The following is a 26,378-nucleotide window of genomic DNA, read 5'->3' on the forward strand; positions in this document are numbered from 1 at the left end:
AAAAAGAGCGAGCCATCTGTACGATGACCTGCTCTTTTTCTTCATTTTTGGGCCTGTGCCTTATCTTAATGACATTGCCCGGGGGCGGTCTCCTGTGAAGCTTCATTTTCAAGCTTCATTTTTACGAGCGGGAATGGACGATTTCTCCTTGAACCCATACCTCCCGGATGTGCTCGGGACGGCAGAGATACATGATCCGCTGGAACAGATCGCGCTTAGAATCTCTCCCGCCAAGACCCGGAAGCTTCGCGCCCCCCGCAGCCATATCGATGATCTGCACGTCCCAGGCGCAGCCTTCGGCCAACCTGCCGATCGGGAGACTGAGGGCCTCGCCCCCGCCGGCCGTCGCCAGATAGAACGCCTCGTCGATCGTTATGCGCGATTCCGGAACGCCGCGCCGATCGGCGGGGAGCGCCGTGTCTACGCCATCCTCCAGCATTCTGGAGGAAATGACGGCTTGCCTGGCGTTATCATACAGGCTTGGCGTGTATCCAGCCGAGATGTCGGTGCCCAGCCCGATCTCTACGCCCTTGTCCATCCAGCGGGCCAGCGGCAGCACGGCGTTGGCGAAATAGGCGTTGGAGAGCGGACAATGGCCGATGGCCGTCCCCGTTCTGGCAAAGAGGTCCGCGTCTGCGTCATCGAGAAAATTGCAATGCGCCATCACGGACTTTTGGCCCAACAACCCGAAATCATGAAGCGCCGCAGCGTCATGCTTGCCGCAGCGTTTCTGTACATAATCATGAGCCCAGTCGCTCTCGCTGCAATGCGATTGAATGTGGACGTCGTATTTGGCGGCCAGTTCACCCAGCCCTTTCAGGGCTTCGTCCGTACAGCTCGGTATAAACCGCGGAGTGACGACCGGATAGACGCCCTGCTTGACGGATTTCGCAAGTTCCTTGACCTTCCGGATGAATTGTTCCGTCTCGGCGAGCGCCGTCTCCGTATCGGTATCCCGGTAGTAATCAGGATTCTGCTCCGGATCATCCATCACAACCTTGCCGACCAGCCCCCGCTGCCCCTTATTCGCGCAGATTTCGGCCAGAAGCAGACTGGCTTCCTTATGGACCGTGGCGAAATAAAGAGCCGTTGTCGTTCCGTTCGCCAGCAGCGTGCCAACCAGGTCCTGATATACGTCCGCAGCGAACTCCAGGTCGGAGAATTTCGACTCAAGCGGAAAGGTATGCGTATGAAGCCACTCATACAGCGGTACATCCAGCGCAAGACCAGCCTGGGCCCACTGCGGGGCATGAACATGCAGGTCGATAAATCCGGGGAGCAGGTACTGCCCTTCGGCCAGACGCCGTACCTGATGGGTATCCTCAATGGTTCGGTAATCGGGATCGCCGGGAGCAACGACCCTCTCGATCATCCCGTCATCGTTCACGCAGAACAGATGATCCTCAAGCACCTCAACCTCTTTGGAAGACTTGCTTGTATAAGCCGTCCCCTGAAACACGAGCGCATATGTCTTCATAATTGCAGTTCCACCACTCTTTATCAGCATTATCGTCGATGATGGTTCATCTTCTTCCTTCATGTTAAGCTTGCGCCGGATTCATGTCCACATGGGAAAAAGAAAACACCCCTTTCGGGGTGCAGAGATGCAGTGGCGCAGGGGTGCAGCTGCTCAGCTTGCAGTTGTGCCGATTACTCGATTCCTGCGATCCAGCGGTTCACCTTGTCCGGGTTGGCTTCTACCCATGCCTTGGCGGCATCCTCCGGAGACTGGCCGCCCTGGATGGCTACCATCACCTGCGCCATATCGTCAGGCGTCCACTTGAACTGATCCAGCAGCTTGTACACATCCGGCTGATCGTCTTGAAGCCCCTTGCGGACCATCGTATGGATTTGCTCGTCTCCGCCGTACACGCCCTTCGGATCATCCAGATACTTGAGATCCATCTTCGCAAACATCCAATGCGGCGTCCAGCCCGTTACGACGATCGGCTTCTTGCTGTCATAAGCCTTTTGCAGTTCCTGGGCCATGGCGGCCGAGGAGCTCTCGACCAGCGTGTAATTGTCCAGCTTGTACTCCGTCAACGCCTTGCCGGTAGCGGTCATGATGCCCGCACCGGGCTCGATGCCGATAATCTTGTGATCCAATGATCCGGCTACGGTCTTATTGCCCAGATCCTCGATCGAATCGATATCCATATAAGCAGGTACAGTCAGACCGATCTTCGTTCCTTCCAGATTGGCTCCGAGATCCTCCATATCCTTCCCGTATTTCTCCAGGTAGGAAGCATGCGTGCTTGGCAGCCAGGCGGCTACCATGGCGTCCGCGCTTCCGTCAGCGACGCCCGCGAACATCGGACCCGCGTCGACCTGAAGCATTTCCACCTTCTTGTTCAGCTTGGATTCCAGTACCTCTTTCACAACATAGGTGCTTGCAATCTCGGAATCCCAGGCCACATAAGCCAGTTTAACGCTGTTCGAGCCGCCTGAAGCGGAGCTGGAGCAGCCCGCCAGCATAACGGCGGACAGCAGAAGACCGGACATCAGGACAGCGAACAGCTTGCGGCGATTTGGTTGGTTCATGAATGAATCCTCCTATTTCTGTTTCAGTTTAAGCGCATTCTGGGTCAGACGATCCAGCAGAATGGCGAGCACGACAATCGCGATACCGGCCTCGAAGCCGGCCCCGGTATTAGCCTGCGACACGGCGCGGTACACATAGGCGCCAACGCCCTGGGCCCCGATCATCGAGGAAATGACGACCATCGACAGCGACAGCATAATCGTCTGGTTCACGCCGGCCATAATGGTTGGCAGAGCGATCGGCAGCTGCAGCTTGAACAGCTTCTGGCCCGGGGTTGAGCCGAAAGCGTCAGCCGCTTCCACAAGCTCATCCGACACCTGCCGGATGCCCAGATTGGTCAGACGGATTGTCGGCGGAATCGCAAAAATAATAGAAGCGATGACGCCGGGAACGACGCCCAGCGAGAAGAACGATACCGCAGGCAGCAAATAGACGAAGGCCGGCATCGTCTGCATGAAATCCAGCACCGGCGTTACGATATTCCGCACCGCTGTACTCTGCGCGCAGAGAATGCCGATGGGAACGCCGATCAGCACAGCCAGCACGGATGCCGTCAGCACCAGCGCCAGCGACTGCATGGACGGTCCCCACAATCCCAGATTGTCAATCAGCAGCAGGCCGATCAGCGCGAAGAGCGCCAGCCGCCATTTTCCGATCCAGTAAGCGAGCGCCGTAATCAGCAGAATGACCACAATGGCGGGCAGGAAGGTCAGTCCTGTCTCAATACCGCCGACCATCCCGCCGATGATCGAATGGATGAAGTCGAATACGGGACCGAAGTACAGTGTGAGCCAATCTTCAATCTTTTCAATAAAATTGCCGAGCGGCAGCTTGGGTATATTCATCTCGCACCTCCTTCGGGAACGGCATTGCCCGCAAGCGCGGATAGAACCGCTCCTTTGATAACGATCCCTTTCAGGCGCTCCTGCTCATCCGTCACGGCGACGGGCAGATGGGTCTCGCCCATCAGCTCGAACAGATCGTTCAGCAGCGTATCCGGGCCGACATGCGGAACCTCCCGGTGCATGACATCCGGAATCGCCTTGCCTTCCTTCAGAGCGGCCGAGGCGTCATCCGCCGTAATGATTCCCTGCAGCTTCATGTCCTTGTCCGCCACATACAGACTGGACACGCCGCTGTCCCGCATCAGTTGAAGCGCGACGCGCGGTCCGCGCTCGGGGCGGATCATTTCCGGCTGCTTCATGACATGCGCAGCGGTAAGCACCTTGGACAGATCGACGTCTTCGACGAAGCGCTCAACGTATTTGTTGGCAGGCTGAATCAAAATTTCCTCCGGCGTTCCGATTTGAACGATCACGCCGTCCTTCATCAAAGCGATCCGGTCGCCGATCCGCAGCGCCTCGTCCAGATCATGGGTGATAAAGACGATCGTCTTCTTCACCCGGTCCTGCAATTCCAGCAGCTCCTGCTGCATATCCTTGCGAATCAGCGGGTCCAGCGCGCTGAACGCTTCGTCCATCAGCAGAATGTCGGGATCATTGGCCAGACCTCTGGCCAGGCCGACCCTCTGCTGCATGCCGCCGCTGAGCTGGTCGGGACGATGATTCTCCCATCCGCCCAGACCGACAAGCTCCAGTGCCTGCCGGGCGCGCTCGCGGCGCTCTTTTTTATCCACACCTTGAACCTCAAGGCCGTATTCCGCATTGCCAAGCACCGTCCGGTGCGGGAACAGGCCAAACTTTTGAAACACCATACCGATATTCTTGCGCCGGAACTGACGAAGCTCCTCGGCATTCATCTTGACGACATCTTGTCCCCGATACAGAATCTGGCCCGCTGTCGGGTCGATCAGCCGGTTAAGCAGACGGACGAGCGTTGATTTCCCGCTGCCCGAAAGGCCCATAATAACGAAGATTTCGCCTTCCTTAATTTGAAAATCCGCCCGGTTCACGCCGACGGTCAGCTTGGCTTCCCTGGCGATCCGCTCTTTGGACCAGCCCTGGTCCAGCAGCGCGAGACCCTTGCGGACGTCCTGACCGAATATTTTGGTCAGCTGCTTCACTTCAAGTATAGTCATGGAGCGTTTCTCCCCCTTCTCCTGTCTTTGATTCCGGGTCATTCACTTGGATTAGTGTATCGTTTTGGGGGAGTTTTGGGCAAATAGTGTATACCGTTATAATTTAACGTACAGTTTTTACTTTACAAACTTTATGTAACGAATGCTCCGTTTTCCTCCCTTTTTCATCTTTCATGCTTTCTTTACTTCTTTTCCGGGTTGAGATTACAATACACTAGGAGAGATTTTGTGAAATCATAAGCTTCCTTCAGGAGGGACAGCATGTACGATATAGAAGGGCTGACGCCCGAGCAGACTGAACGCATACGCAAGACACGGGAGCGCGTCATCGACTCCATCGGCAAGAACATGGATCTCTATGGCGTTACCCTGTCCATCGGGCATTTATATGGATATATGTATTTCAAACAGGGACCCGTCACGCTGGACGAGCTGAGCCAATCGCTTGGCATGAGCAAGACATCCATGAGCACCGGCGTCCGTACGCTGCTGGATTTGAAGATGATTGAGAAGGTTTGGGGAAAAGGCACGCGCAAGGATCTCTTCGAGCCCTCATCCGACTGGTATCAGACCTTCAGCGACTACTTCTCCATCAAATGGAGAAAAGCGGTCGAGAGCAACATGAATGTCATGAACCGGACGCTTAAAGAAATTCAGGACATGAAGCATGAATACGAAGACAAGGAGCAGGTGACGGCTCTGCTGGCTAATGACGAGCAGAAGATCGTTGACGCCCTGAAATATTACCGCTGGCTGCTGAGACTGATCGAGGCGCTGGAGACGGGGAAAATTTACGAGCTTATTCCGAAAGAAGAATAGGGAAGAATCGCCTTGCATCATTCAAGAGCACGGCATTCATACGGTTGAGGTGAAGACAGTGAACTGGCATCTGAAGACCTTCGAGGAATTGTCCAATCTGGAGCTTTACCGCATTCTGAAAGCGAGAACCGATATTTTTGTCGTGGAGCAGAACTGCCCGTATCCGGAGGTGGACGGCAAAGACCCCTCCTGCCATCATCTGTTCCTGGAGGATCAGGGGGAACTGATCGCCTACCTCCGTATTCTGCCGCCCGGGCTGTCCTATCCGGAAGCCTCGGTCGGCCGCTTTATCGTGGACGCTTCGAGACGCGGAACCGGACTTGGCCGTGAGCTGCTGACGCGCGGGCTGGCTTTTATCCGGGATACTTCGGGAGAGACCGGCGTGAAAATCCAGGCCCAGGCTTATCTGCAGTCATTCTACACCTCCTTCGGGTTCATTCCGGTATCGGAAGTCTATGACGAAGACGGCATTCCGCATCTCGATATGCTGTTAAAGGAGGCATAGCCTATGGGGCGCCTGTTCATTCTCTACGGACCGTCGGCCGCCGGCAAGAGCGAGCTTCAGCGCCGCCTGCTGGAGGAAGGCTATGTCCGGATTATTACGGCGACAACCCGCCCGCCGCGCCCCGAAGAACAAGATGGCGTACACTATCGGTTCCTGGACCGGGACAGCTTCCGGAAGCGTGCCGGAGTGGGCGGGTTCGCCGAGTGGACGGAGTATAACGGCGAGCTATACGGCACGCTGCTGTCCAGCATCGGGGAGGCGCTTGCCGGTTCGCATGATGCAGTCATGATCCTGGACCTGGCGGGTGTGACTGCGCTGAAGGCCGCTTATCCGGGCAAGGTGTCGGCCGTCTACATCGGTGCCGATCCCGATTCGCTGGCCCGGAGGCTCTCGGAGCGGGGCGGTGATCCGGCCGAAAGCGCCGCCCGGCTGAAGAAAGCGCTGGAACAAGAACTGGGCGAAGCTTACCGGGCGGGGGCGGATGCCGTCATCTGGAACAGTGACGGCTCTGGTATCGACATCGCGATGGAGAAGCTGCGCGAAGCGCTGGCGGATCTGCGGGGGCAGGGCAATTGAGTTCAGGGCGTTAACGAACCTGCGTGCGAATTTAGTAAGAATGGCAGCCGCTCCGGCAGAGCGTGTGCCCGCCCGGTGGACAGACGGGTTTCCCGACCTACAGCGGTGCGGTGAGGTCGCTAACCGGGCAGGAGCTGTGGCGAGGTCGCAGATCATGCGGGAGCTGCAACGGATTCGCAGATCAGGTGGCTATCCCCCGTCTTCTCATATGATCATGGCTAACGGCAGGCGTTTGCCGATCCCCGTGTTATTGAATGTACAAATGAAGCCCCTTGCGAATGGTTGGTCGCACTTCCATTTTACCAAGGAATGGCTTCTTTTTTTGCTTTGTATTTGGCGAGATTTCGCCAAGGCCCACGGAGAGACGACCGATTGCGGACAAGCGGTAGCGGTCGTCTTTGTGTTCGGAACACAACAGCGATGGGAGCAACGTTCGTCTCGGAGCCGTTGGAATACAAACTGAACTCTTGAACACAATCAGGGGCCGTCTTTTGGGACGGCCCCCTTTTTTATAGCGCCGTAGAGCGCTTTTCCTGACTCCGGGCCGTTTTGAGCGCTTTGGTGAACATTTTGAGGGCGGACAGAATCAGGATGGCTCCAAGAACGAACTTAAGCAGACGGGAAGACACATAGCTGATGAGCAGTCCGCCGGCAAAGGTCCCGATAATCGAGCCGATACCCATCAGCAGTACCAGCTCCTTCCACTCCTTGCGCTCCGAATAGGCCCCGTGGGAGGCATGCTTCAGCATGCCCATCACCACGGTCGGAAGGCTGATCAGCACACTTGCAGTCCCCGCTGTCTTGATATCGACGCCGTAGACGAGCATCAGGGTCGGGATAATGAGTTCTCCCCCCGCGACCCCCAGCATGCTGCTGATGATTCCGATCAGGATGCCGAATATGACGCCCGCCGCCACGGCGGCCGGAAGCGGCATCGGAATGCCGCCCGGAACGATGGGAACGAAGCCTTCCGTGACAAGCAGCGTGCCGATGGAGACCAGCAGAATCAGGATGACCTTCTCCAGCGTCCGCTCGGACATTTTCTTGGAATAATTCGCTCCCGCATACGCGCCGCCCAATCCGCCCGCAATAAAAGACAGAATGACCGGCAGCGTATCCGCAAGCTCCTTAAAGGATGCATGGGGCAGCCGGAAAGCCAGGGAAGACAGCAGGGTGACAAGGCTGACGGCCAGGTTAAAGGCGACGGCCTGCCTGGTCTTGTAACGGAACATTCCCACCAGCACGGGAAGGCGGAATTCCGCGCCGCCAAGCCCGATCAAGCCTCCAAGGCAGCCGATGGGCGCACCGGTCAGCAGGGCGAGCAGCATTTTTCGGGGTTTGTCATTCACGGGGACACCACTCCTTCGGCGGAGACCTGCAAGGCTCCACTGCATGTTCGAATCCAATTTATCCAAGGATAAACGCCTTACGGCGTCCTTAGACGCTATGCGTTTACCGAGAAATAGAAGGCTGTGATAAGCGTGCTGCTTATACTCTCTTATATTTGAACAAAACATAACGAAACGTTATATTTTGATATAAAACACAACAAAACCGTATTTCAAAAAAAGTGTATCCCAGTTTATAATCAGTTACAAGAGCAAAATGAAGCGCAAATTTACGATATGCTGAAAATAATGCGAGGTGCACCCAATGACCGATCCTTTGTCCTACTCTCCCGAGGAAGTGGCCAAAATTCTGAAAATCTCCAAGGGAACCGTCTACGATCTGCTGAAACGCGGCGAGCTCCCCTCTTACCGGATCGGCAAGAAGCTTCGCGTCGCCCCCGCCGACCTGGAGGCCTATACCCGCCCCGCCTATGGCGCAGGCCAGCGGCCGACTTCGGTTCCCCCGTTGTCTATCGAGAAGCTCATTCTGGACAATCACGGCCTTATCATTTGCGGCCAGGATATTGTGCTGGACGTTCTGTCGCGCCATATCGAATCCGGCTATCCCGGCGTCCGGTCCCTGCGCTCCTATGTCGGAAGTCTGGACGGGCTGCTGGCCCTGTACCGGGGAACGGCCAACGTCGCCGCCGCCCATCTATGGGACGGGGAGACCGATGAATACAACCTCCCCTATGTGCGCAGACTGCTGCCCGGCCAGCGAAGCGTCGTCATCGGTCTCGTGTTCCGCCAGCAGGGCTTCTATGTCGCCCCCGGCAATCCGAAAGGCATTCGCTCCTGGGAGAGCTTGCTGGAACCGGGAATCACGATCGCCAACCGGGAAAAAGGCTCCGGCACCCGGATCATGCTGGACGAATGGCTGCGGGGCAAGCAGCTTGAACCGGAGCGCATCCAGGGGTACGAGCATGAGGAACTGAGCCATATCGCCGTGGCAAGTGCGGTTGCACGGGGAGTTGTGGACACGGGACTTGGCACGGAAAAGGCAGCGGAGCAAGTATCCGGGGTCGATTTTATTCCGCTTAAGAGAGAACGCTATGATCTTGTCTTCGACCGGAAGGAGATGGACAAGCCGGCGTTTCGGGCGCTGCTTGCGGTTCTCCGCTCGCCCGAATTCAAGCGTGAAGTGGCCGGCCTCGGCGGCTACGATGTAACGCCATGCGGGGAAATCGTGGGCGAGGTGTAGGAGCGGAGCATACGAGAGGCGGTACGCTGATCTTGCGGAGGAACGGAGTATGCGGGGCGCGGTACGCTCATCTTGCGGTGGAGCGGAGCATGCGGGGCGCGGTACGCTCATCTTGCGGTGGAGCGGAGCATGCCAGAGGCCGTGCACTCATCTTGCGGTGGAGCGGATCGCGCCTGAATCAGATTATGATTAGGACTCCGATCAAACAAAATGCTCTTGTCCCGCCCGGCTTGGGCGGTCAAGAGCATTTTTTATGAGGAACATTGGGATGAGCATTTGATAGCAATCGGGAGATAATTTCGAAAAAGATAAGCACCCGCACCCAAAAGTATCAGTCCTCAGATTAACTTGACTAAGGGACGGGATTAAATTCCAAAGCTAGCTCCCGGAAAAAGAGTATACCGATCCAAATAGACAGCAGAATTCGGAACGATTTTGACTGAGCTGATTTTACTGCCTTGTTCGAAGGTAAACTTCCATTTTTCAATTTTTACCTTATAGTCGTCTTCGGCCGTTACCCGCTGAACGATTCGTACAGTAAGTGTGTTATCGGTTCGAGCTACAGACTTCATATCAACGATGCTGGCCATATTGTAAGTGCCCGCCGGAAAGCTTTCATTGTAAATGTCCGTTGTAAAATTGGGGGAGACCTGAGCCAGCACTCCTTTATGGTCTCGCTCGTCATACGCCATAATCCACCGAAAGGCTAAATTCCGCTTATTCACATATTCAACGCTGCTATCCTCCATTTTAAAATCCGGATCGGAGTCCACATAAACGGTCTTATTGGCATTATTCCATTGAATGCTGGCACCCAGTCCATCTGAAATCGCCCTTATCGGAACAAAAACAGACCCGTCGATGATCTTGGGCTGCAAGCTTGTCTTCACCTGATTGCCATTCACAACGATTTTCGGCACAATGGCCGCCGCATAAGCTCCGGTACCGAAAGCGGCCGCAAGAACCATTCCGGCTAAGCCAACCTTTGTAAGTCGCTTCACTTACTCCCCTCCCCAATTCTCATTTTTGTATTAGACGAAAAAAGGGGGCAGAAGTTTCTATTATATGGAATATCCTGCATTCGCACTACACCGAGTAATCCTCAAAAGATACCGGCACGCCGTCAACCGAGGCATACGGCCCCTCCGGCCTGGCTGCAAGGAATATCCGCTCGCCCGCCGAGCTGTCCCAGGTGACCGACACGATGGCCGCTCCATCCCATTCAAAGACGGGCCGCCCCGTCTCCATCGCTTCCGCGAAGTTCTCCAGCCCGGCAATTCCCGAGGCTGCGGCTTCAGCCGCTCCCAGCGCCTCGACAACAACTCCGCCCTGCGGCTGACACAAGTTAACCTCCGTATAATCCGAACGTTCGGTCAGTCCGTATTCGCCGGACAAGTACACGGCGAAATAGACGCCGGCCGCCACTCCGTACAGCGCCCGCGGCTTCGCCAGCCATGTGCCGGGCGGCAGTACGCCAACAGGATGGAGGCTTCCATCCGGCCCCGTGAAGAGGGCGGCCGTCATGTTCCGGCGGTACAGCACCTCCATATGGCGGCTCTGGTGACGCGGATCGCCCTCATGATATCCGTCGCCGGGCGGAAAAAAATACAGCCGGTTGACGCGGCGCCCCGGCTTCACAGGAAGCGAATACGCCCAGCGAAGCTGCTCGTTATCGAATTCATCCACTCGCTCCCACAGCCCTCCTGCGGCGTAGTCCTCCGCAATATAGGCATAGGAATGAAGCTCCGGCTGAGCCGGGCCGCCCGGAACGACCTTCCGGGTGGCCTTCTTCACTTCCGCCGGCTGACTCCGGTCCAGCGCCAGCACCCGCGCCGCCTCCGGGGCTTCATAATAGAGAAAGCCGGCATATTCCGTCCTCGGCATCTCCCCCGGCAGCGCGAAATCCCCGAACTGCACATAATCGTGCAGCACATTGGCGTCGCCCGGCACGTCATGCGGCCAGCCTCTGGAATGGGCGCCGACCCAGGCACCTTTTAAATGGAACAGCGCCCGCTGGCCCCATAAGTAATCCAGCATGTCCTTCAGGCTTCTGCGTAGATCATCGTCACTCTCCGGGGCCATCTCCAGGGCGCAGGTATACGCCTGAACCCAATGCCAGAACCATGGCAGACTGCCGTATTCCGGCATGCCGCTCTCCCGGATATAGCGCAGCGTCTCCTTAAGGCAGGCTCTTCCGTCCTCCAACAGTTCCCTGTCGTCGAACAAGCTGCCGAAGATCAGCTTGGCAGCCGTATATTTCGCTTCGTGATGTCCATAGTGTTCAAGCGGTTTGCGAAAAAAAACGCTTGCGTACACATGCCCGATCGCCGAATCCAGCAGCGTCCGGACGCGCTCGCTGAGAGCATCTCCGTATCTTTTGCGGAAATAGGCCATCAGGCTGCCCATGATTTCCACCGGAAGCTCATGCGGCGGAGCCTCCGCCGGAACCGGCGCCAGCCCTAGAGGCCAGTGGCCGAACAGCTTCGTGCCGGGGACCCGGTTCTGCAGCAGCAGCGTCCGCTCCAGCACGCTTTCCGCTTGCACCGCCGCCTCGATTCGGTCGAAGGTTACGTCCAGCGAGTGATCCTTGGCCGCCGCAAACAAGTAGGACGCATAATAGAAATTGTTGCGCACATCATCATGGAACCATAACCCGCCTTCAAGCAGCGGCAGTCCTGCCGCCTCTTCCGCAATTGCAACGATTAGCTGTCTTTGACGTTCACGGGGCGTTCTCGGAACTGCAGCCTCTTTCCCCATCATTATGCCTCCGTTCCATACGGTTCATTTCTTACTCACTCGTTCATTTTACAATAAATTCGTCTTATTATAAACCTAAATATACACAACAATCCGAAAACACACCTTGATAAATGAACGTAAATGGAGTAAATTGTACTAATACGAACCATATTTTTTATAAAAAAGGAGCATGCAAAATCATGGAAAGACGCTTTGCTTCCCACCCGAATGAGGTCAAGCAGTTCGACACCGGACGTCTTCGCCAGGAGTTTCACGTGCCGGTGCTGTTCGCGGCGGATGAACTCAAGCTGGTGCTGACTCACGAGGACCGCATGATTGTCGGCGGAGCCATGCCGGTGAAGGAGCCGGTTGTGCTCGCGACCGATCTGAAGGAGCTTGGGGTCGCTTATTTTCTGGAGCGCCGCGAGCTTGGCATTATCAATGTCGGCGGCAAGGGAACCGTCGTGGCGGACGGAACCGAGTATGAGCTGAACGCCAAGGAATGCCTGTATGTCGGCGCGGGAACGAAGGATGTGCAGTTCAAAAGTGCGGACAGCGCAAGCCCGGCGAAGTTCTATCTGAATTCCGCTCCGGCCCACAAGACGTATCCGACGGTTAAGGCAACGCTGGAATCGTCCGAATTCGCGGATCTCGGCGACATCAAGAACTCCAACGAACGCTCGATTCACCGGCTTATTCATGCGAATGGCATTCAGAGCTGCCAGCTCGTCATGGGCCTGACCCAGCTGAAGCCGGGCAATATGTGGAACACGATGCCGGCCCACACCCATCCGCGCCGGATGGAAGCCTACTTCTATTTCGAGCTTCCGGAGGACGCCGTCGTCGTGCATCTGATGGGCGAGCCGAAGGAGACGCGCCATATCATCATGCGCAATGAGGAAGCCGTCATTTCTCCGAGCTGGTCGATTCACAGCGGCGTAGGCACGAGCAATTATACCTTCATCTGGAGTATGGCCGGGGACAACATCCGGTACGACGATATGGACCCTGTCTCCATGAAAGAGTTACAATAGAACCAAAATCCGCACGGAAAAAGAGAGGCAGACAGGTCATGAACCCGATCAGACGGCACGAACTAATCATGGAAGTAATGCTGAATCAGAAAGACGTTACGGTTAACGAGCTGAGCGAGAAGCTCCAGGTAACCGGGAAGACGATCCGCGAGGACCTCACCAGACTGGAGGAGCAGGGTCTGATCAGACGCGTCCACGGCGGAGCCGTGCTGGCGCAGAGCGACCAGTTCGGCATACTCCCCTCCAGAGAGCCGCTCGGCACATTCTCGGGCGAGAAAGCGGAAATCGCCGAGCGGGCGGTCCGCTACATCGAGCAGGAGGATATTATCGCGCTGGACGGAGGCAGCACTACGCTGGCCATCGCCCGGCGGCTGGACAATCTTCCCCTGACCGTGATTACCAACGACGTCCATATCATCAGCGAGCTTGTTTCCAAGGATCAGATTCGGCTTGTCGTCCCGGGAGGCTACCGTGTCCGGAATACCCTGACAGGTCCCGAGGCTGTCTCCTATGTAAGCAGTCTTAATATAAAAAAAGCATTTCTGTCGGCTACCGCCGTCCATATCGAGCACGGGCTTTCGGTGTATACGGGAGATGCCCTGGAATATAAGCAGGCGCTCGTCCAGACAGCGAACCAGGTGATCGCCGTCGTCGACCACCATAAATTCGGCCGGACCGCGCTCCGCACCTTCGCGACCTTGCAGGAAGTGGATGTGCTGATTACCGACAAGGGCCTCCCGTCCGAGACGGAGACTGTATTCCGGGCCGCCGGTATCGATATCGACTGCGGGTGAACAGAGTATACACTCATATTCAACCCGAAAAGGAGCATATAGCTTATGTCATCTTTATTCAGCCTGAAAGGCAAGACAGCACTCGTAACCGGTGCAGCCCAAGGTCTGGGCCAGGGCATTGCCCTGGCGCTTGCCGAAGCCGGCGCCGATATCGTATCCGTATCGCTGAATACCAGCGAGGAAACCGTGAAGCAGGCCGAAGCATTCGGCGTGAAAGCCCTCAGCGTTGAAGCCGACCTTGGCGATCACAGCGTCCTGCAATCCGCATTCGACCAGGCCCTTACGCTGACCGGCAAGGTCGACATCCTTGTGAACAACGCCGGGATCATCCGCCGTACGCCTGCCAAGGACCACAGTGAGAAGGACTGGTTCGACGTCATCAACCTGAACCTTAACACCGTATTCCTGCTGTCTCAGATCGCGGGCAGACATTATATCGAGAGAGGATCGGGCAAAATCATCAACATCTGCTCCATGCTCTCCTACCAAGGGGGCATCAATGTGCCGGGCTACACCGCCGCCAAGCACGGCGTAGCGGGCCTGACCAAAGCGTTCGCCAATGAATGGGCGCAGTACGGCGTGAACACCAACGCCATCGCTCCGGGCTACATGGCGACCGAGAACACCGCGCCGATCCGCGCCGACGAGAACCGTTCGAACTCCATTCTCGACCGTATTCCGGCGGGCCGCTGGGGTACGCCGGAGGACGTGAAGGGCCCTGCCGTATTCCTGGCTTCCGCCGCTTCCGACTACCTGAACGGCCATATTCTCTGCGTCGACGGCGGCTGGCTGGCCCGCTAAACAACCGTCACTCAGGCAACTACAAGAAACCGGCTCTCCTCTGGGGAAGCCGGTTTCTTGTAGTTGCCTTGGTGTTGCAGCCGCAGCCGCCGCGATCCATGCTTATTTTGCAAAAAGGTATTCAGCAGGGATTGTTATCCAGGCCAAATGCTCCAGGCATCCGTATGCCAAAGCGGCTGCGGACTGATTATCTTGCCATCGGGAGCTTGCAGCCGATGAACTGGCGGACGAATGCCGCTCTCACTTCGCGGACTCTTGCTCAGCGGCTTTCTTCAAGAACTCCAGCGCTTTATCATGATTCTTGGAGTTCGCGAATACCCCGGCGATCAGCTTCGTATCGTTATGGAGAACCGGCAGGGATGCCGCCAGCTCACTGTCCGTAAAATTGATGCCGTAGATCGACTCAATACCGTCGTCCGTATTGACCGCCTTCTCCACGATGCCGTCTCCGCTCTTGCCGCCTAACCATTCCGCAAGCCAGGAATCCTTCAGCTTCTCGATACCGTCTCCCTGTGCCAGCCAGGCAAGTGTATCCTTGTCGAGCACGACGAGATCCGGCGGATCAACCGACATCTCCGCCATCGCCTTCTGCCTGTAAGCGACTTCGGTCGCTCCTCCGTTCGAAGTCAGCGGGATAACCCGCGTCTCTACCCTCTTCCAATCCGGGAAGGACTTCAGGATCGCCGCCTCCAGCGGGGCGCCGTCTCCCTCCGGGTCATCCTCGGCCATGAAGTTGCCGAGGAACATAATATTCAGATCAACCGGAGGCAGACTGGCGAGATAGCGCTGTTTGTCCAGATGATTCTTATAGGCGATTCCGCCTCCAATCAGCACAGCCACAGCGACGATTACCAGTAAGACCTGTGTCCGGTATAATCTGAAGAAATCCTCCAGCCGCCGGGCCGTTCCGGCGAAGCGTCCATACTTCCGCAGCCGGTTATTCTCGGCCTCGAGGGTCTCCTGCTTGGCATGCGTGTCCAGAATCAGGCGGTAGGCCTGCACCTCCTTCTCGAAGGCCAGTGCTTCGGCGGTCCCGGGCGCTCCAATCGAGCGGCGGCGCTTCAGCAGCATGTCAAAACGGCGGTTCACTTCTTCCATCTGGACCTCTTCGGGAAGTCCCAGAAACTCGTAAGCTTCCTTCACCTTGTCGTTCAACAGTTCTCTCTCCTTCTTGGGCGGACAATCGAGTCTATAACTAGATCATATCATAGATTAAATGCGCTTTCCTGCTTCCTCAAGAAGGCGGCGGAAGCAGGCGTGTGTTGCGCCCCGGGCAGCTCTGCCTCCGGGACGCGAAGCAGCCCCGGCGAAGATTCCGGGGCTGCTTCTTTAGCCAACGATTCAATTCCGGGGAATCCGAATTTCCTGCCCGGCCCGGGTAACGACCACGGCAGCCTCGTCTTCCAGAGCTACGTTCAGAATCTGCTCTGGTGAATCCGACAGGAAGCCGCCGTCTCTACCTGCCGGATCGCCGTATACGGCTGAGACCAGCCAATGCACGCCCGGTTCAAGAGAAGCCGTCAGCGTCGGAATGACTGTCCGTGGTCTTAGCAGATTCGTATTGGCGTTCGGCCAGACCAGCAGCGCCTTCTCGTACCCGAGCAGCCCCCGGATTCCGCTCGCTCCACACTCGGTGGCCGCCGCGATGCCGGCGGATACGGACTGCTCTTCAATCCGGCTCTCCTGACCGAGTGCGAATCCGCCTTCCGCAACGTCCAGCGGCCGGCCCGTGTCAATCCGGTGTATCCGGATATGCCACGGAAGCCCCGCCACGACCCAGGTCCGAATCTCAACGTCAGCCCAAGGCTTCCAGACCGAATGCAGCACATTGTCGCAGATCGCCGATTCCAGATTGCGGCGTCTCACCCGGTACAGATTGTCCCCGGCTTCGCTCAGCGCGAGCATGGAGTCGAAAGCGCCCTGTGTCAATCCCCATTCGGAGCGAGGGACGCTGAAGCCAAAGCCGGTCGAATAGACGAACTTCTCGTACTTGGCCGAAGTATGGGTATGTTCATTCGTGTATAGATGGCCGCTGTTGAAGGCCGCCACATGCCCTGAAGCGGGCTCGCGTACAATGGCCAGATGAGCCTGTTTCTGAACCGAAACCTCCGGAATATCCGGCAGCGGAAGCTCCTCGTCCTTCCAGAAGGGATGCTCCTCAGCCAGCGCCAGCGGCAGGAAAGTCTTCAGCGCCCAGTAAGGAGAGCCCGGCGAGTTATAGCCTTCCGCCATAACCAGATTCGGATAGACGTATCCGATTGTCAGCACCCCGCGCGAGTCGAAGATCGGCTGGCTGAACCACCAGCGCAGATTGCGCAGCACCAGGCCTTTGACGGCCCCGGCAGGCAGAACATCCACACCGGCGTAGGCCAGCGCGCTCCAGAACGCGGACTGGGCGAAGCGGTAGGTCAGGCTGCGGCCGTATGGAAGCGCCGAACCGTCCGGGGCGAACCAGGCCACAAATTCCGAGGCGAACAGTCTGGCGCGTTCCTTGAACAACCGGGAACGCTCCGGGTCCTCTTGTTCCATCGATTTGGCATATAACAGGCCGTAGTAATGGATGGCGAAAGGCCCGTAATAATCGCTGTGCCCGTTGATTCCGTCGCTGTACCAGCCTTCCCCCAGGTAGAAATCATCCATCCGCTTCAGGTTGTTCTCTAACTGCCGCGCATCGTAAGGGAGGCCGAGTTTACGGAAACCGACATTGACGAGCACATTGAAGAACAGCCAGTTGCAGTCACAGCAAGAGCGGTTGTTGATCTGATTCAGCCAGCGGTACAGATTCTCCTGCTCGGACGATGACAGCGGCTCCCAAATCTTCTCGGGTATGGCAGTCATCGCGAAGCCGAAGACCGCCATTTCGACAAGACGTTGTTCATAGTCTCTAACCTCGCCCCAATATTCAGGGTGGGCAGGGTCCGTGCCGTGACGGATACCGTTCAGCACCGTCTCCCACAAATCGCTTTCCCCGCCTCCGGCGAGCAGCGGAACCAGGCCCCACAGCACCCGGGAGAAACCTTCCATCTTCGCCACCTCGGCGGGATAAGCGGCTCCCGTCATTCCGATCGTAATTCCGGCTTTACCCTCGCTATACAGCGGCTTAAGCGGCTCCGTCAGCTGCTCAAGCGCAATCACCAAATCCTCGCGCGTCTTGAGCGGATTATCCGCAATCGAGGCATATGGGTGTGTGGTATTCAGCATTTTCATGGATTACATCCTCCTTATTCCCAATAGAATGGGCCGTCTCCTCTAAGCCGGGCCAGCGCCTCGACATAGAAGAAATCGCCGTAAATGAGCGGAACGTCGATATTCCGGTTCTCGGGGTAGTTGCTCGTGCCGTGCAGGAGAAGCCCTTCTTCGTCCGGGTCGTCCCAGGTCCCGTAATGGCGGTACAGCGACTCCAGCATCTTCACGCCGCCGTCCCGGTACACATGGGCTTCCGCTTCATCCGCCAGGGAAGCCAGAAGCAGCAGCCCGCTGGCCGCGCAGGCGCCTGCGGACGTATCGCGGATCTGTCCAATTTCGCCGGGAGCGCGGAAATCCCAGTGGGGAACCTTATCCTCCGGCAGCCGGGTAAGGAAGAAATGGGCGACCCGCTGCGCCGCGTACAGATAGTCGCGCTTGCCCGTATGATGATAAGCGAGCGCCATTCCGTACAGCGCCCAAGCCGTGCCGCGCGACCAGGCGGATTCGGGCGCATAGCCCTGCCCGCCGAGCTTCTCCGCAACTTCCCCCGTATCCGGGTTGAAGTTCACAATATGATAGACCGAGCCGTCCTGACGGATAAAATGCTCCAGTACCGTGTCCATATGCGCTTCCGCGATATGCCGGTATCGGGGATCGCCCGATATCCTGGACACCCAGAACAGCAGATTGACGTTCATGGAACAGTCGATAATCGCGACCCCGCTGTTCTTCTCCCCTTCGATCCACGGGTTCCAGGCCCGGATATACCGTCCCTTCAGGTTGAACCGGGCAGCCAAATAGTTGGCCGCCTTAAGAGCCCGGACGCGTGAAGCCTCGCCGCCTTGAAGCTTGTAATTCGCCACGCTGGTCAGAATCCACATGAAGCCGAGGTCATGATCCAGCTTCACATAGCCGTCCAGCACCTCGTCGAGCCGCTCCTCACAGCGCTCGGCGATTTGCTTGAGGCTCTCATCCCCGCTCCCGGCGTACAGCTGCCAGAGCATGCCGGGCCAGAAGCCCGCCGTCCACCAGTGGGGCGCCTCCAGCACATATTTGCCGCCCTGGCTTGCATGCGGAAACTCGGCTCCTATTCTTCGGCTGTTCCGCCGCGTCTTCTCCAACGCTTTCTCCCAGGCCTCTTCTACCCAGACTGGACCTGCGACTGCATTCATGTACTCACACCACCTTCATCGTACTCAGCCCCATTCCGTGAATGGACGGCCGTTAATGCCAAATCCTGCGTTGATGCTTGAATCCGCCGATCGGTGTAATGCTCCTCTGTATCTTTATATAAATTGGAAAGTGAACGAGAATCTGCCCGTGTCTCCGGGCTGAACTGCATGGAAATCAAGGCTATGCCATACCGTATCGCGGCCGAAATGGTCGCGGTACATATGCGCCGTAACTTCGGGCCCCAACGCCGCCGGGTCATAGCTTACCCTGACACCGCCGCCGTTCTCTCCCTGCAGCAGCACCGAGCCAGGCCGGATCAGCTCCGGCTTGCGCCAGCTGACGAACCGTTCAATCCAGCTCGATGGCTTGCCGTCATATCTGTATTCGTCAGTCAGCGCCAAACAAGGAAACTCTTCCTTGTACCAGACCAGGGAACGGACCAGGCTTGTAAGACCGCCTGCTCCATAGGCCTTTGTCAGGTCAAGGGTCAATTCATCTCTGTCCGCAGCTGCTGCAGCGTGCAGCACTGCCGCCTTATTCTCCGCGCCTTCCTCTTGATGCCGTCCATCGATGACCGGCACCGAATGGCCCTGCGAACCGTTGCAGTCATAATTGTAACGGCCTGCGCCGAAATAGTCGGCCGTATATTCTCCGCAGCCCAGATCGGCGGCGTAGATTTCTCCCCATCCGAGCAGAATGAACTGCCCCAGGTCATTATGATTATGCGGCTCGGCATTATGCCCGCCTTTTGCTGCGAAGCCGAAATGTCCTGCGGCTGAATCATGACGGGAGACGAGCCATGCGGCATCCGGCAGATAATAGCTGGCCGCTTGCCAATTCTCCCCTTTGGCTCTGCCCTTCGTCCAGATCAGATTGCGGAACGCGGGAGCCCACCGGCTGCAATGATCCTCCGTATAGGGGGCAGAGATGGAAGACGGCGGCCGCTGAACATCCGGGAAGACGCCGGACAAATAATGGGACAAGCCTCTATGTACCCAAACCCTCGGTACCGAGTCGGAGAAGTTGGCGACATGGTTGCCGCCCATGAAGCATTTCTGCTGGAACTGCGCGATGCTTCGCACCTTGTCATCTCCGAGCCGGTCAATGCTTCCACCGCTTCTCGCCCGGAGAAGATCGCTGTAATACACGAAATAGCCGAAGCCGTAGTTCCAGTATCCGAGGCCTTCCAGGCATGCGCCGTCGCTGCCGAAGCCCTCCAGGTAACAGTCTGCGCTCCGTTCGGTCTTCAGCAGAATATCGGCCAGCAGGCCTGGATCATCCAGCGCCAGCAGCGCCGCCGCTCCGATGGAACCCGCGCAGACGGCGGACCAATTATGCCGGGCCGTCTCCCAGCTATAAGGACCGCTTTCCAGAAACGGCCGGAACAGACGCCGGTTCACCTCATGGCGAATTCGGGAGCGCAGCAGCGGCGGCAAGCGATCAGCCAGCAGAAGCGAAATCTCACTCAGCGCAAACCCCGTCTCGGAGGAAAAAAGATCAATATAGCGGCTGATATCTGCGGGGCCGTGATCCTGCGGCAGATGGGCCGGAAGGCACCAGGTGTACTCATCGCACACGGCCCACAGCATATCCGCCATTTTTTCCGAATAGGCCGGATTCTCCGGCTCCAGCAGAGACAGCAGAACGTAAGTGTTCAGTCTTCTTCTCCGCTCGAAATAGACCCTTTCATACTCCAGTCTGGAACCGGTCTGCCCAAAGATGGTGAACAGCGAAAAAGTAAGCTCCGGAATCGGCAGGGCATCCAGCCGTTCTCCCTCGGAGCGGATCACCAGAATATCCTCCTTCAGCATTTCCGACGAAGACGCCGCTCTCCAGAAGGCCTCGGAATCCCCGTCCGGATAATACAGAGTCAAGTCCGCCGGCTTCATATTTTGTACGATATCGAGAAGCTCCTGTCGGCTCATGCTTTGCTTGTTCCTCCTCTCCGATCCGCCGGATTGGCGGACCTACACTTCCGCAAAGCTTCGCCTCCGGAAGCGGGCTGCCTTGGAGATACTATCAGCCTGTTCTTATTATAGGATACGCTTACATAAGAATCATGAAAAAATATTAGCTTTATATTCAAATATATTCACCTCCTATTCTCACGCTCCATTTAACAATCCGGATGCCGCCATCTCCAGGCTCTGGCAGGACAGCCATTGGCTAAAGACCAGCGCTTGGCTAATGGAATTTCAGTTGTGATTTTTTACTTCTTGGAAGACACCGGCCGCCCGGGTAAACTATCAGAAAGAGCATGTACGAGAGCGAAAGCCGCCGCATGACGAAGCATCAAGGAGGAGAGGATTGCTCGTGGCATTGCATACGGGAACCTATGGGTTCCGCTTTACGGAGGACCGCGATCTTCATCTGTGCAGCCTGTTCGCGGTGGGGCATGAGATCGTGGATACGACGGCCTATGTATGGGACGGGGAGACCCGTGGCGATGGACCGCTGCTGCTGTTCCAGTATACGGTTGCAGGCGAAGGCCGGTATGAGGCCGACGGCACCGTTCACCATATCGGGCCGGAGCGGGCGTTCCTGACAGAGATTCCCGGCAGGCACCGCTATTATTATCCCGCGGACGCCAGGGAGCCGTGGGAGTTCTATTACCTGCTGATCCGGCCAGACCTCATTGCGCCGCACTGGACCCGGTTCAAGGACCAAGCCGGAACGGCGCCGCTGCTGCTGCCGGACTCCGCTCCGGTCCGGCTGCTGAAGCTCATCTACGCTGAGGCGCATGCCGGCCGGATCACGGACCCGCTGCTGGCCTCTTCCTATGTGTACCAGTTCGCCACCGAGCTGGCGCGAATGAAGGCCGCCGGGCAGCGGGACCGAAGCGAATGGCCTGAACGGATTACAATGGCCGCAGAGTATATCGAGCGGAATTATTCAGGCATGATCAGCATTGATCAGCTGTCCGATTATGTCGGACTGTCCAAGTATCATCTGATCCGCACCTTCTCCGCCTGCACCGGTCTGACGCCGGTGAGCTACCTGAACCGGGTGAGGACCGAGCGGGCGATGGAGCTGCTGCGGGGAACCGGAATGAGCGTCGAGGCCGTCGCCCGCGAGCTCGGTTACTCCAGCGGCAGCTATTTCATCAAGGCGTTCCGCAGCCTTACGGGCCTGACGCCCGGCGAGTTCCGGGGCGGGAACGAGAGCCTCGTGTACCGCAGGCTGTTCTTTGACTGAGCGCAGCGCTCAGTCTATCGGCCGGACCGGCGCTGCCTGCGCCGGTTGTCCTTCCGTCCTTTCGACTTTCCCTCCGTCCTTCCGTCATTCCAGCTGTCCTTCTGACAGCCCGCCGCCTGCCGATCAACCTGCCCTTTCCGCCGCCCGCCGCAATGTCAACCGCAATATTGTACAATTCGCATCTTGAAATCACTATAGATTCGCGTGCATTTCTTCCTTATCATGGGGCTATAAAAGCGCAATAATTCTGAACCCCATTGAAAAGGAGCTTTTACATGACGAATAAAAATGCCGCCGCCCCCTTCCCTCCTCTCGGCTGGAACAGCTGGGACTGCTACGGAGCGGCCGTGACGGAAGCGGAAATCCGGGGCAACGCAGAGTATATGGCAGAGCATCTCAAGGCTTACGGCTGGGAATACATAACCGTTGATATCCAGTGGTATGAGCCTTATGCGAATTCCTCCCAGTACCGCCCCTTTGTGCCGCTGGAGGTGGACGAATATTCCCGCCTGATCCCGGCGGTCAACCGCTTCCCTTCCGCCGCAGACGGGAAGGGCTTCGCAGCGCTGGCCGAATATGTGCACAGCCTGGGGCTGAAATTCGGCATCCACATCATGCGCGGCATTCCGCGCCAGGCGGTCCATGCCGACACTCCTATCAAGGGAAGCGCGGCGACGGCCCGGGTGATCGCCCATCCAAACTCCATATGTCCGTGGAATACGGACATGTACGGCGTGGACGCCTCGCAGGAAGGCGCACAGGCTTACTATGATTCCCTCTTTGAAATGTACGCCGCTTGGGGCGTCGATCTCGTGAAGGTGGATGACATTGCCGCTTCCCGGCTGTATGACACCCATAAGGACGAGATTGAGCTCATCTCGAACGCCATCTCCAAATGCGGCCGTGATATGGTGCTCAGCCTGTCTCCGGGCCCCGCTCCGGTGGAGTACGCGGATTTCTTCGTGGAGCATGCCAACATGTGGCGGGTGACCGACGATTTCTGGGATCTGTGGCCCCTGCTGCTCGACATGTTCGACCGCTGCCGCAAATGGCAGGGCATCCCCGGTCCCGGCTGCTGGCCGGACTGCGATATGCTGCCGCTCGGACATATCGGAATCCGCTCTGTCGACGGCGGCGCGGAGGACCGCATGACCCGGTTCACGCGCGACGAGCAGCTGACCATGATGTCGCTCTGGAGCATCTTCCGCTCGCCGCTCATCTTCGGCGGCGAACTGCGCGACAACGATGACTGGACGCTGTCGCTCCTGACCAACCGCGATGTGCTGCGCATGCATCGCGAGAGCCGCGGCGCCAGAGAAGCGATGCACTACGGCGATCTCATCGTCTGGACCGCGGAGGAAGAGGACGGCGCCCGCTACGCCGCCGTGTTCAACACCGGCGACTCCGGCCTGACGGTGTCTCTGCCTTCGGAGCAGCTCGGATTCACCGATTTGGAATCCGGCACGGAGCTGTGGACCAAGGAAGCCGCCTTGGTACAGAACGGCCGCCTGACAGCACTCGTGCCACCGCATGGCGTGAAGCTGTACCGGTTCGAAGGCTAGTGCTTTGACCGAATACAAGCTATTAACCCCCCCCGCGAAGGTGACCTTGTCATCGAAGCGGATTCCGGACACATCATGAAGGGACAGGGCGTGATTCTATCACAGCCCTGTCCCTTTATTCCATCATACCCCAGCTCCTTGCCTTCACCATACTGCATATAAATACGGCCACAGGCCGGTCCCGCGGCCCAAGTCTCTCTGCCGGCATCCGGTTTTCTCCATTCTTTCCACACAAATTCCCCTTACACTGAGTGTGAAGTTATAGAATTGTACTGGGGGAATTGTCGGGTATGAATATGACGCATTACATGTCCCTTCTGGCGGACAACCAGCCGTGGAATCTGATTATCTTCATGGCGATCCCCGTGATCTTCGCCGAGACGATTACGGTGACGGAATTTTTCATTCTGTTCGGCAAAAACACAGGCGGCGGCCTGCGCTCCTTCAACCGGATTTGCAGCATCCTGGCCGGTCTGTATTTTACAGGCATCTTCCTGTATCTGTTCCCCACCGCATTCGTGCCTCTGACCATGAACGGGGAATGGCATACCTGGGTGGACGTGGTGGCCGTCAGCTTTTACCTGAGCGGCGTATTCTTCCTGCTGCCGTTGGCTCTGCTCGATCTGGGACTTATCGCCCGCCGGAGCCCGGGAGAGCGGAAGATGAAGCTGCACTTCATCTTCGTCAGCGGCTTTCTCGTCGTCGCCCACATCGCCATGATCTTCGGCATGGTTAATCCCGAGATTATCAGCGGCATGGCGGGAATGAGTCACTAATTCCATTTTCCAAATAAAAGATACCGCCCAATTGGACAAGATGGGCGGTATTTCTGTATCTGGACAGCGGAACTTCGGGCCATGCTGGCCCGAAGTTGCAGGGTTTGGGGCGGCTTGCCCCAAATCAATAGAGCAATATCATACAAGAATGCTGATGCCTCTTGGGGTACACTAAGTATCAGATAGTCAGGAAAGGAGGAACATTTTTGAAGCAAGAAATAAGAACAGTAAAATATGATACGGAGCTGAAAGTGGAAGTTTATCATTTTCAAGGAATTATGCAGAAGTTCCCCAATCATTTTCATGAGTATTATGTGATTGGTTTTATTGAGAAAGGTCAGCGCTTATTGTCTTGCAAAAACAAAGAGTACGTCATAGAACCGGGAGATTTATTACTGTTTAATCCGCGCGATAATCATGCTTGCGAGCAAATCGACGGTCAAACACTGGATTATCGCTGCATCAATATCCAACCGGAAATTATGAGCAAGGCAATCTGTGAAATAACAGGAAAAGAATATTTACCCTACTTTACGTCACAGGTAGTTTTTCATAGCGACTTGGTTGTTGTACTTCGGGAATTACATCAAATGCTCATGGAGGAGGAAAGCGATTTTAGAAAAGAGGAAATCTTTTTTTTCCTTCTGGAACAACTGGTAGAAGAATATACGGAGCAGGCCGTACCAGCAGGAAATACAGAGCAAAGCATGGAAGCAAGGGCAATCTGTGAATTTTTAGAAAATCACTACATGGAGAACATTACGCTGAATGACCTGTGCAAGCTGACGGGACTAAGCAAATACTATCTTCTTCGCTCTTTTACCAAGCAGAAGGGAATCTCTCCTTATAGTTATTTGGAAACGATCCGAATTGACAAAGCAAAGAAAATGCTGGAGCAAGGCATTTTACCAATAGATGTGGCATTACAGACAGGGTTTACCGACCAGAGCCATTTTTCCAACTTCTTCAAGAAGTTTATAGGGCTGACGCCAAAACAGTATATGAATATTTTCAAGGATGCTCATAGCTGACTCTTTGTATAGAGAGGATTCTCATGGACAGAAGACAAGAGATTACGGGACATTTATTCGCATTTATTACAATCTTTATTTGGGGAACAACTTTCATATCAACAAAGATACTTTTGAAAGCCAATTCTCCAATTGAAGTACTGTTTTTAAGATTTACAATCGGTTTCATTGTGCTGCTTGTGGTTTACCCTCGCAGGCTAAGAGTCAAGGAAAGAAAACAGGAGTTGTATTTTGCTGCGGCTGGTTTATGTGGTGTCACCCTATACTATTTGCTTGAAAACATTGCCCTGACTTATACTTTCGCATCCAATGTAGGGGTCATTATTTCAATTGCACCATTTTTTACCGCTATCTTGGCGCATCTGTTTTTAGATGGAGAAAAATTGAGATTGCCATTTTTTATAGGTTTTGCGGTTGCTGTTATCGGAATTTTTCTCATTAGCTTTAACGGAAGCAGTCATTTGAAATTGAATCCATTGGGAGATATACTGGCTGTTCTGGCCGCTGTGATATGGGCTGCCTATTCGGTCCTGACCAAGAAAATCAGCGGTTTTCACTATAATACGATCCAGGCAACACGGAGAATTTTCTTCTATGGATTAATATTCATGATACCCGCCTTATTCCTGTTTGAGTTTGAACCAAACCTTGATCATTTGATGCAGCCGGTCAATCTTTTTAACATTCTGTTCTTGGGATTGGGAGCATCCGCCCTGTGTTTTGTAACGTGGAACTCCGCGGTTAAACTATTGGGTGCAGTGAAAACCAGCGTTTATATTTATATGGTTCCAGTCATAACCGTCGTTACCTCTGTTCTTGTACTTCATGAGACGAATACCCGGACTTCTGTGTTCGGGATTGTACTTACATTAGCCGGATTATTTATTTCAGAGATTAAAACCTCTGCAAAAACTAAAGAAGCTTTAGAGAATGAGCGATTCTAACCTGAATCGTTTCTCACGCACTCAACGGGCTTAAGCCTGTAACAAAAAAGGACCCGGCGCGTATGTGCCTGATC

The 26,378-nt window shown here is 56.0% G+C and carries 23 protein-coding genes; 12 read left to right on the forward strand and 11 right to left on the reverse strand.

What is annotated here, in order from left to right; translation table 11 throughout:
- Positions 1-121 precede the first annotated feature (121 nt).
- The 4 genes from guaD to KIH86_RS25165 form a co-directional block, all read right to left on the reverse strand.
- Positions 122-1,477, reverse strand: a complete 1,356-nt coding sequence (gene guaD, locus KIH86_RS25150) for a guanine deaminase (protein WP_223081063.1) — start codon at positions 1,475-1,477, stop codon at positions 122-124.
- A 173-nt stretch (positions 1,478-1,650) separates the two neighbouring features.
- Entirely contained in the window at positions 1,651-2,541 is an 891-nt protein-coding gene (locus KIH86_RS25155) for a glycine betaine ABC transporter substrate-binding protein (RefSeq protein WP_223081062.1), read from the reverse strand.
- A gap of 12 nt (positions 2,542-2,553) precedes the next feature.
- The gene (locus KIH86_RS25160; protein ID WP_223081061.1) at positions 2,554-3,387 is read right to left on the reverse strand and encodes an ABC transporter permease; all 834 of its coding nucleotides are present in this window, start codon (positions 3,385-3,387) and stop codon (positions 2,554-2,556) included.
- Positions 3,384-4,580, reverse strand: coding sequence for a quaternary amine ABC transporter ATP-binding protein (locus KIH86_RS25165; protein WP_223081060.1), 1,197 nt, complete (start codon positions 4,578-4,580; stop codon positions 3,384-3,386). Before KIH86_RS25165 ends, KIH86_RS25160 begins: the two co-directional genes overlap by 4 nt.
- 261 nt (positions 4,581-4,841) lie before the next feature.
- On the opposite strand from KIH86_RS25165, the gene KIH86_RS25170 reads away from it, so the two are divergent.
- From KIH86_RS25170 to KIH86_RS25180, 3 genes are read left to right on the forward strand one after another with little or no spacing between them, the layout of a single operon-like run.
- On the forward strand, positions 4,842-5,399 hold the full coding sequence (locus KIH86_RS25170; RefSeq protein ID WP_223081059.1) for a GbsR/MarR family transcriptional regulator: 558 nt from the start codon (positions 4,842-4,844) through the stop codon (positions 5,397-5,399).
- Between the two features lie 58 nt (positions 5,400-5,457).
- On the forward strand, positions 5,458-5,904 hold the full coding sequence (locus KIH86_RS25175) for a GNAT family N-acetyltransferase (RefSeq protein ID WP_223081058.1): 447 nt from the start codon (positions 5,458-5,460) through the stop codon (positions 5,902-5,904).
- A 3-nt stretch (positions 5,905-5,907) separates the two neighbouring features.
- Complete coding sequence (locus KIH86_RS25180; protein WP_223081057.1) at positions 5,908-6,480, forward strand: guanylate kinase; 573 nt, start codon at positions 5,908-5,910, stop codon at positions 6,478-6,480.
- A 509-nt stretch (positions 6,481-6,989) separates the two neighbouring features.
- Here KIH86_RS25180 and KIH86_RS25185 read toward each other — a convergent pair.
- Positions 6,990-7,829, reverse strand: coding sequence for a sulfite exporter TauE/SafE family protein (locus tag KIH86_RS25185; protein WP_223081056.1), 840 nt, complete (start codon positions 7,827-7,829; stop codon positions 6,990-6,992).
- Between the two features lie 304 nt (positions 7,830-8,133).
- Here KIH86_RS25185 and KIH86_RS25190 point away from each other — a divergent pair, with 304 nt between their 5' ends.
- The gene (locus KIH86_RS25190) at positions 8,134-9,069 is read left to right on the forward strand and encodes a helix-turn-helix transcriptional regulator (RefSeq protein ID WP_223081055.1); all 936 of its coding nucleotides are present in this window, start codon (positions 8,134-8,136) and stop codon (positions 9,067-9,069) included.
- Positions 9,070-9,434: 365 nt separating this feature from the next.
- On the opposite strand, the gene KIH86_RS25195 is transcribed toward KIH86_RS25190, so the two are convergent.
- The gene (locus KIH86_RS25195; RefSeq protein ID WP_235775595.1) at positions 9,435-10,070 is read right to left on the reverse strand and encodes a copper amine oxidase N-terminal domain-containing protein; all 636 of its coding nucleotides are present in this window, start codon (positions 10,068-10,070) and stop codon (positions 9,435-9,437) included.
- An 85-nt stretch (positions 10,071-10,155) separates the two neighbouring features.
- Positions 10,156-11,826, reverse strand: a complete 1,671-nt coding sequence (locus KIH86_RS25200; protein ID WP_223081054.1) for a hypothetical protein — start codon at positions 11,824-11,826, stop codon at positions 10,156-10,158.
- A gap of 182 nt (positions 11,827-12,008) precedes the next feature.
- On the opposite strand from KIH86_RS25200, the gene kduI reads away from it, so the two are divergent.
- Genes kduI through kduD form a run of 3 tightly spaced genes read left to right on the forward strand, consistent with a single transcriptional unit; the run spans position 12,009 to position 14,437 of the window.
- A complete protein-coding gene (gene kduI / locus KIH86_RS25205; RefSeq protein ID WP_223081053.1) occupies positions 12,009-12,842 on the forward strand; it encodes a 5-dehydro-4-deoxy-D-glucuronate isomerase in 834 nt (277 codons plus the stop codon).
- A gap of 38 nt (positions 12,843-12,880) precedes the next feature.
- Complete coding sequence (locus KIH86_RS25210; RefSeq protein ID WP_223081052.1) at positions 12,881-13,636, forward strand: DeoR/GlpR family DNA-binding transcription regulator; 756 nt, start codon at positions 12,881-12,883, stop codon at positions 13,634-13,636.
- 45 nt (positions 13,637-13,681) lie between these two features.
- Complete coding sequence (kduD, locus tag KIH86_RS25215) at positions 13,682-14,437, forward strand: 2-dehydro-3-deoxy-D-gluconate 5-dehydrogenase KduD (RefSeq protein WP_223081051.1); 756 nt, start codon at positions 13,682-13,684, stop codon at positions 14,435-14,437.
- Between the two features lie 240 nt (positions 14,438-14,677).
- Here kduD and KIH86_RS25220 read toward each other — a convergent pair whose 3' ends face one another.
- The 4 genes from KIH86_RS25220 to KIH86_RS25235 all read right to left on the reverse strand — a co-directional run bounded on the left by KIH86_RS25220 (position 14,678) and on the right by KIH86_RS25235 (position 20,721).
- On the reverse strand, positions 14,678-15,592 hold the full coding sequence (locus KIH86_RS25220; protein WP_223081050.1) for a hypothetical protein: 915 nt from the start codon (positions 15,590-15,592) through the stop codon (positions 14,678-14,680).
- A gap of 186 nt (positions 15,593-15,778) precedes the next feature.
- Positions 15,779-17,644, reverse strand: a complete 1,866-nt coding sequence (locus tag KIH86_RS25225) for a DUF2264 domain-containing protein (RefSeq protein ID WP_235775596.1) — start codon at positions 17,642-17,644, stop codon at positions 15,779-15,781.
- Positions 17,645-17,658: 14 nt separating this feature from the next.
- A complete protein-coding gene (locus KIH86_RS25230; protein ID WP_223081049.1) occupies positions 17,659-18,795 on the reverse strand; it encodes a glycoside hydrolase family 88 protein in 1,137 nt (378 codons plus the stop codon).
- A gap of 114 nt (positions 18,796-18,909) precedes the next feature.
- The gene (locus KIH86_RS25235; RefSeq protein WP_223081048.1) at positions 18,910-20,721 is read right to left on the reverse strand and encodes a hypothetical protein; all 1,812 of its coding nucleotides are present in this window, start codon (positions 20,719-20,721) and stop codon (positions 18,910-18,912) included.
- A gap of 388 nt (positions 20,722-21,109) precedes the next feature.
- Here KIH86_RS25235 and KIH86_RS25240 point away from each other — a divergent pair, with 388 nt between their 5' ends.
- From KIH86_RS25240 to KIH86_RS25260, 5 genes are all read left to right on the forward strand, one after another.
- Positions 21,110-21,991: a helix-turn-helix transcriptional regulator gene (locus KIH86_RS25240; protein WP_223081047.1), complete on the forward strand. Its 882-nt coding sequence runs from the start codon at positions 21,110-21,112 to the stop codon at positions 21,989-21,991.
- A 275-nt stretch (positions 21,992-22,266) separates the two neighbouring features.
- The gene (locus KIH86_RS25245) at positions 22,267-23,553 is read left to right on the forward strand and encodes a glycoside hydrolase family 27 protein (RefSeq protein ID WP_223081046.1); all 1,287 of its coding nucleotides are present in this window, start codon (positions 22,267-22,269) and stop codon (positions 23,551-23,553) included.
- Positions 23,554-23,843: 290 nt separating this feature from the next.
- A complete protein-coding gene (locus KIH86_RS25250; protein ID WP_223081045.1) occupies positions 23,844-24,329 on the forward strand; it encodes a DUF6803 family protein in 486 nt (161 codons plus the stop codon).
- Positions 24,330-24,535: 206 nt separating this feature from the next.
- Positions 24,536-25,360 carry an AraC family ligand binding domain-containing protein gene (locus tag KIH86_RS25255; protein WP_223081044.1) on the forward strand — a complete coding sequence of 275 codons (825 nt, stop codon included), beginning with the start codon at positions 24,536-24,538 and terminating at the stop codon, positions 25,358-25,360.
- 23 nt (positions 25,361-25,383) lie between these two features.
- Entirely contained in the window at positions 25,384-26,304 is a 921-nt protein-coding gene (locus KIH86_RS25260; protein ID WP_223081043.1) for a DMT family transporter, read from the forward strand.
- Positions 26,305-26,378: the final 74 nt, after the last annotated feature.

It is taken from the genome of Paenibacillus sinensis (assembly GCF_019904155.1).
Classification (GTDB): domain Bacteria; phylum Bacillota; class Bacilli; order Paenibacillales; family Paenibacillaceae; genus Paenibacillus_AQ; species Paenibacillus_AQ sinensis.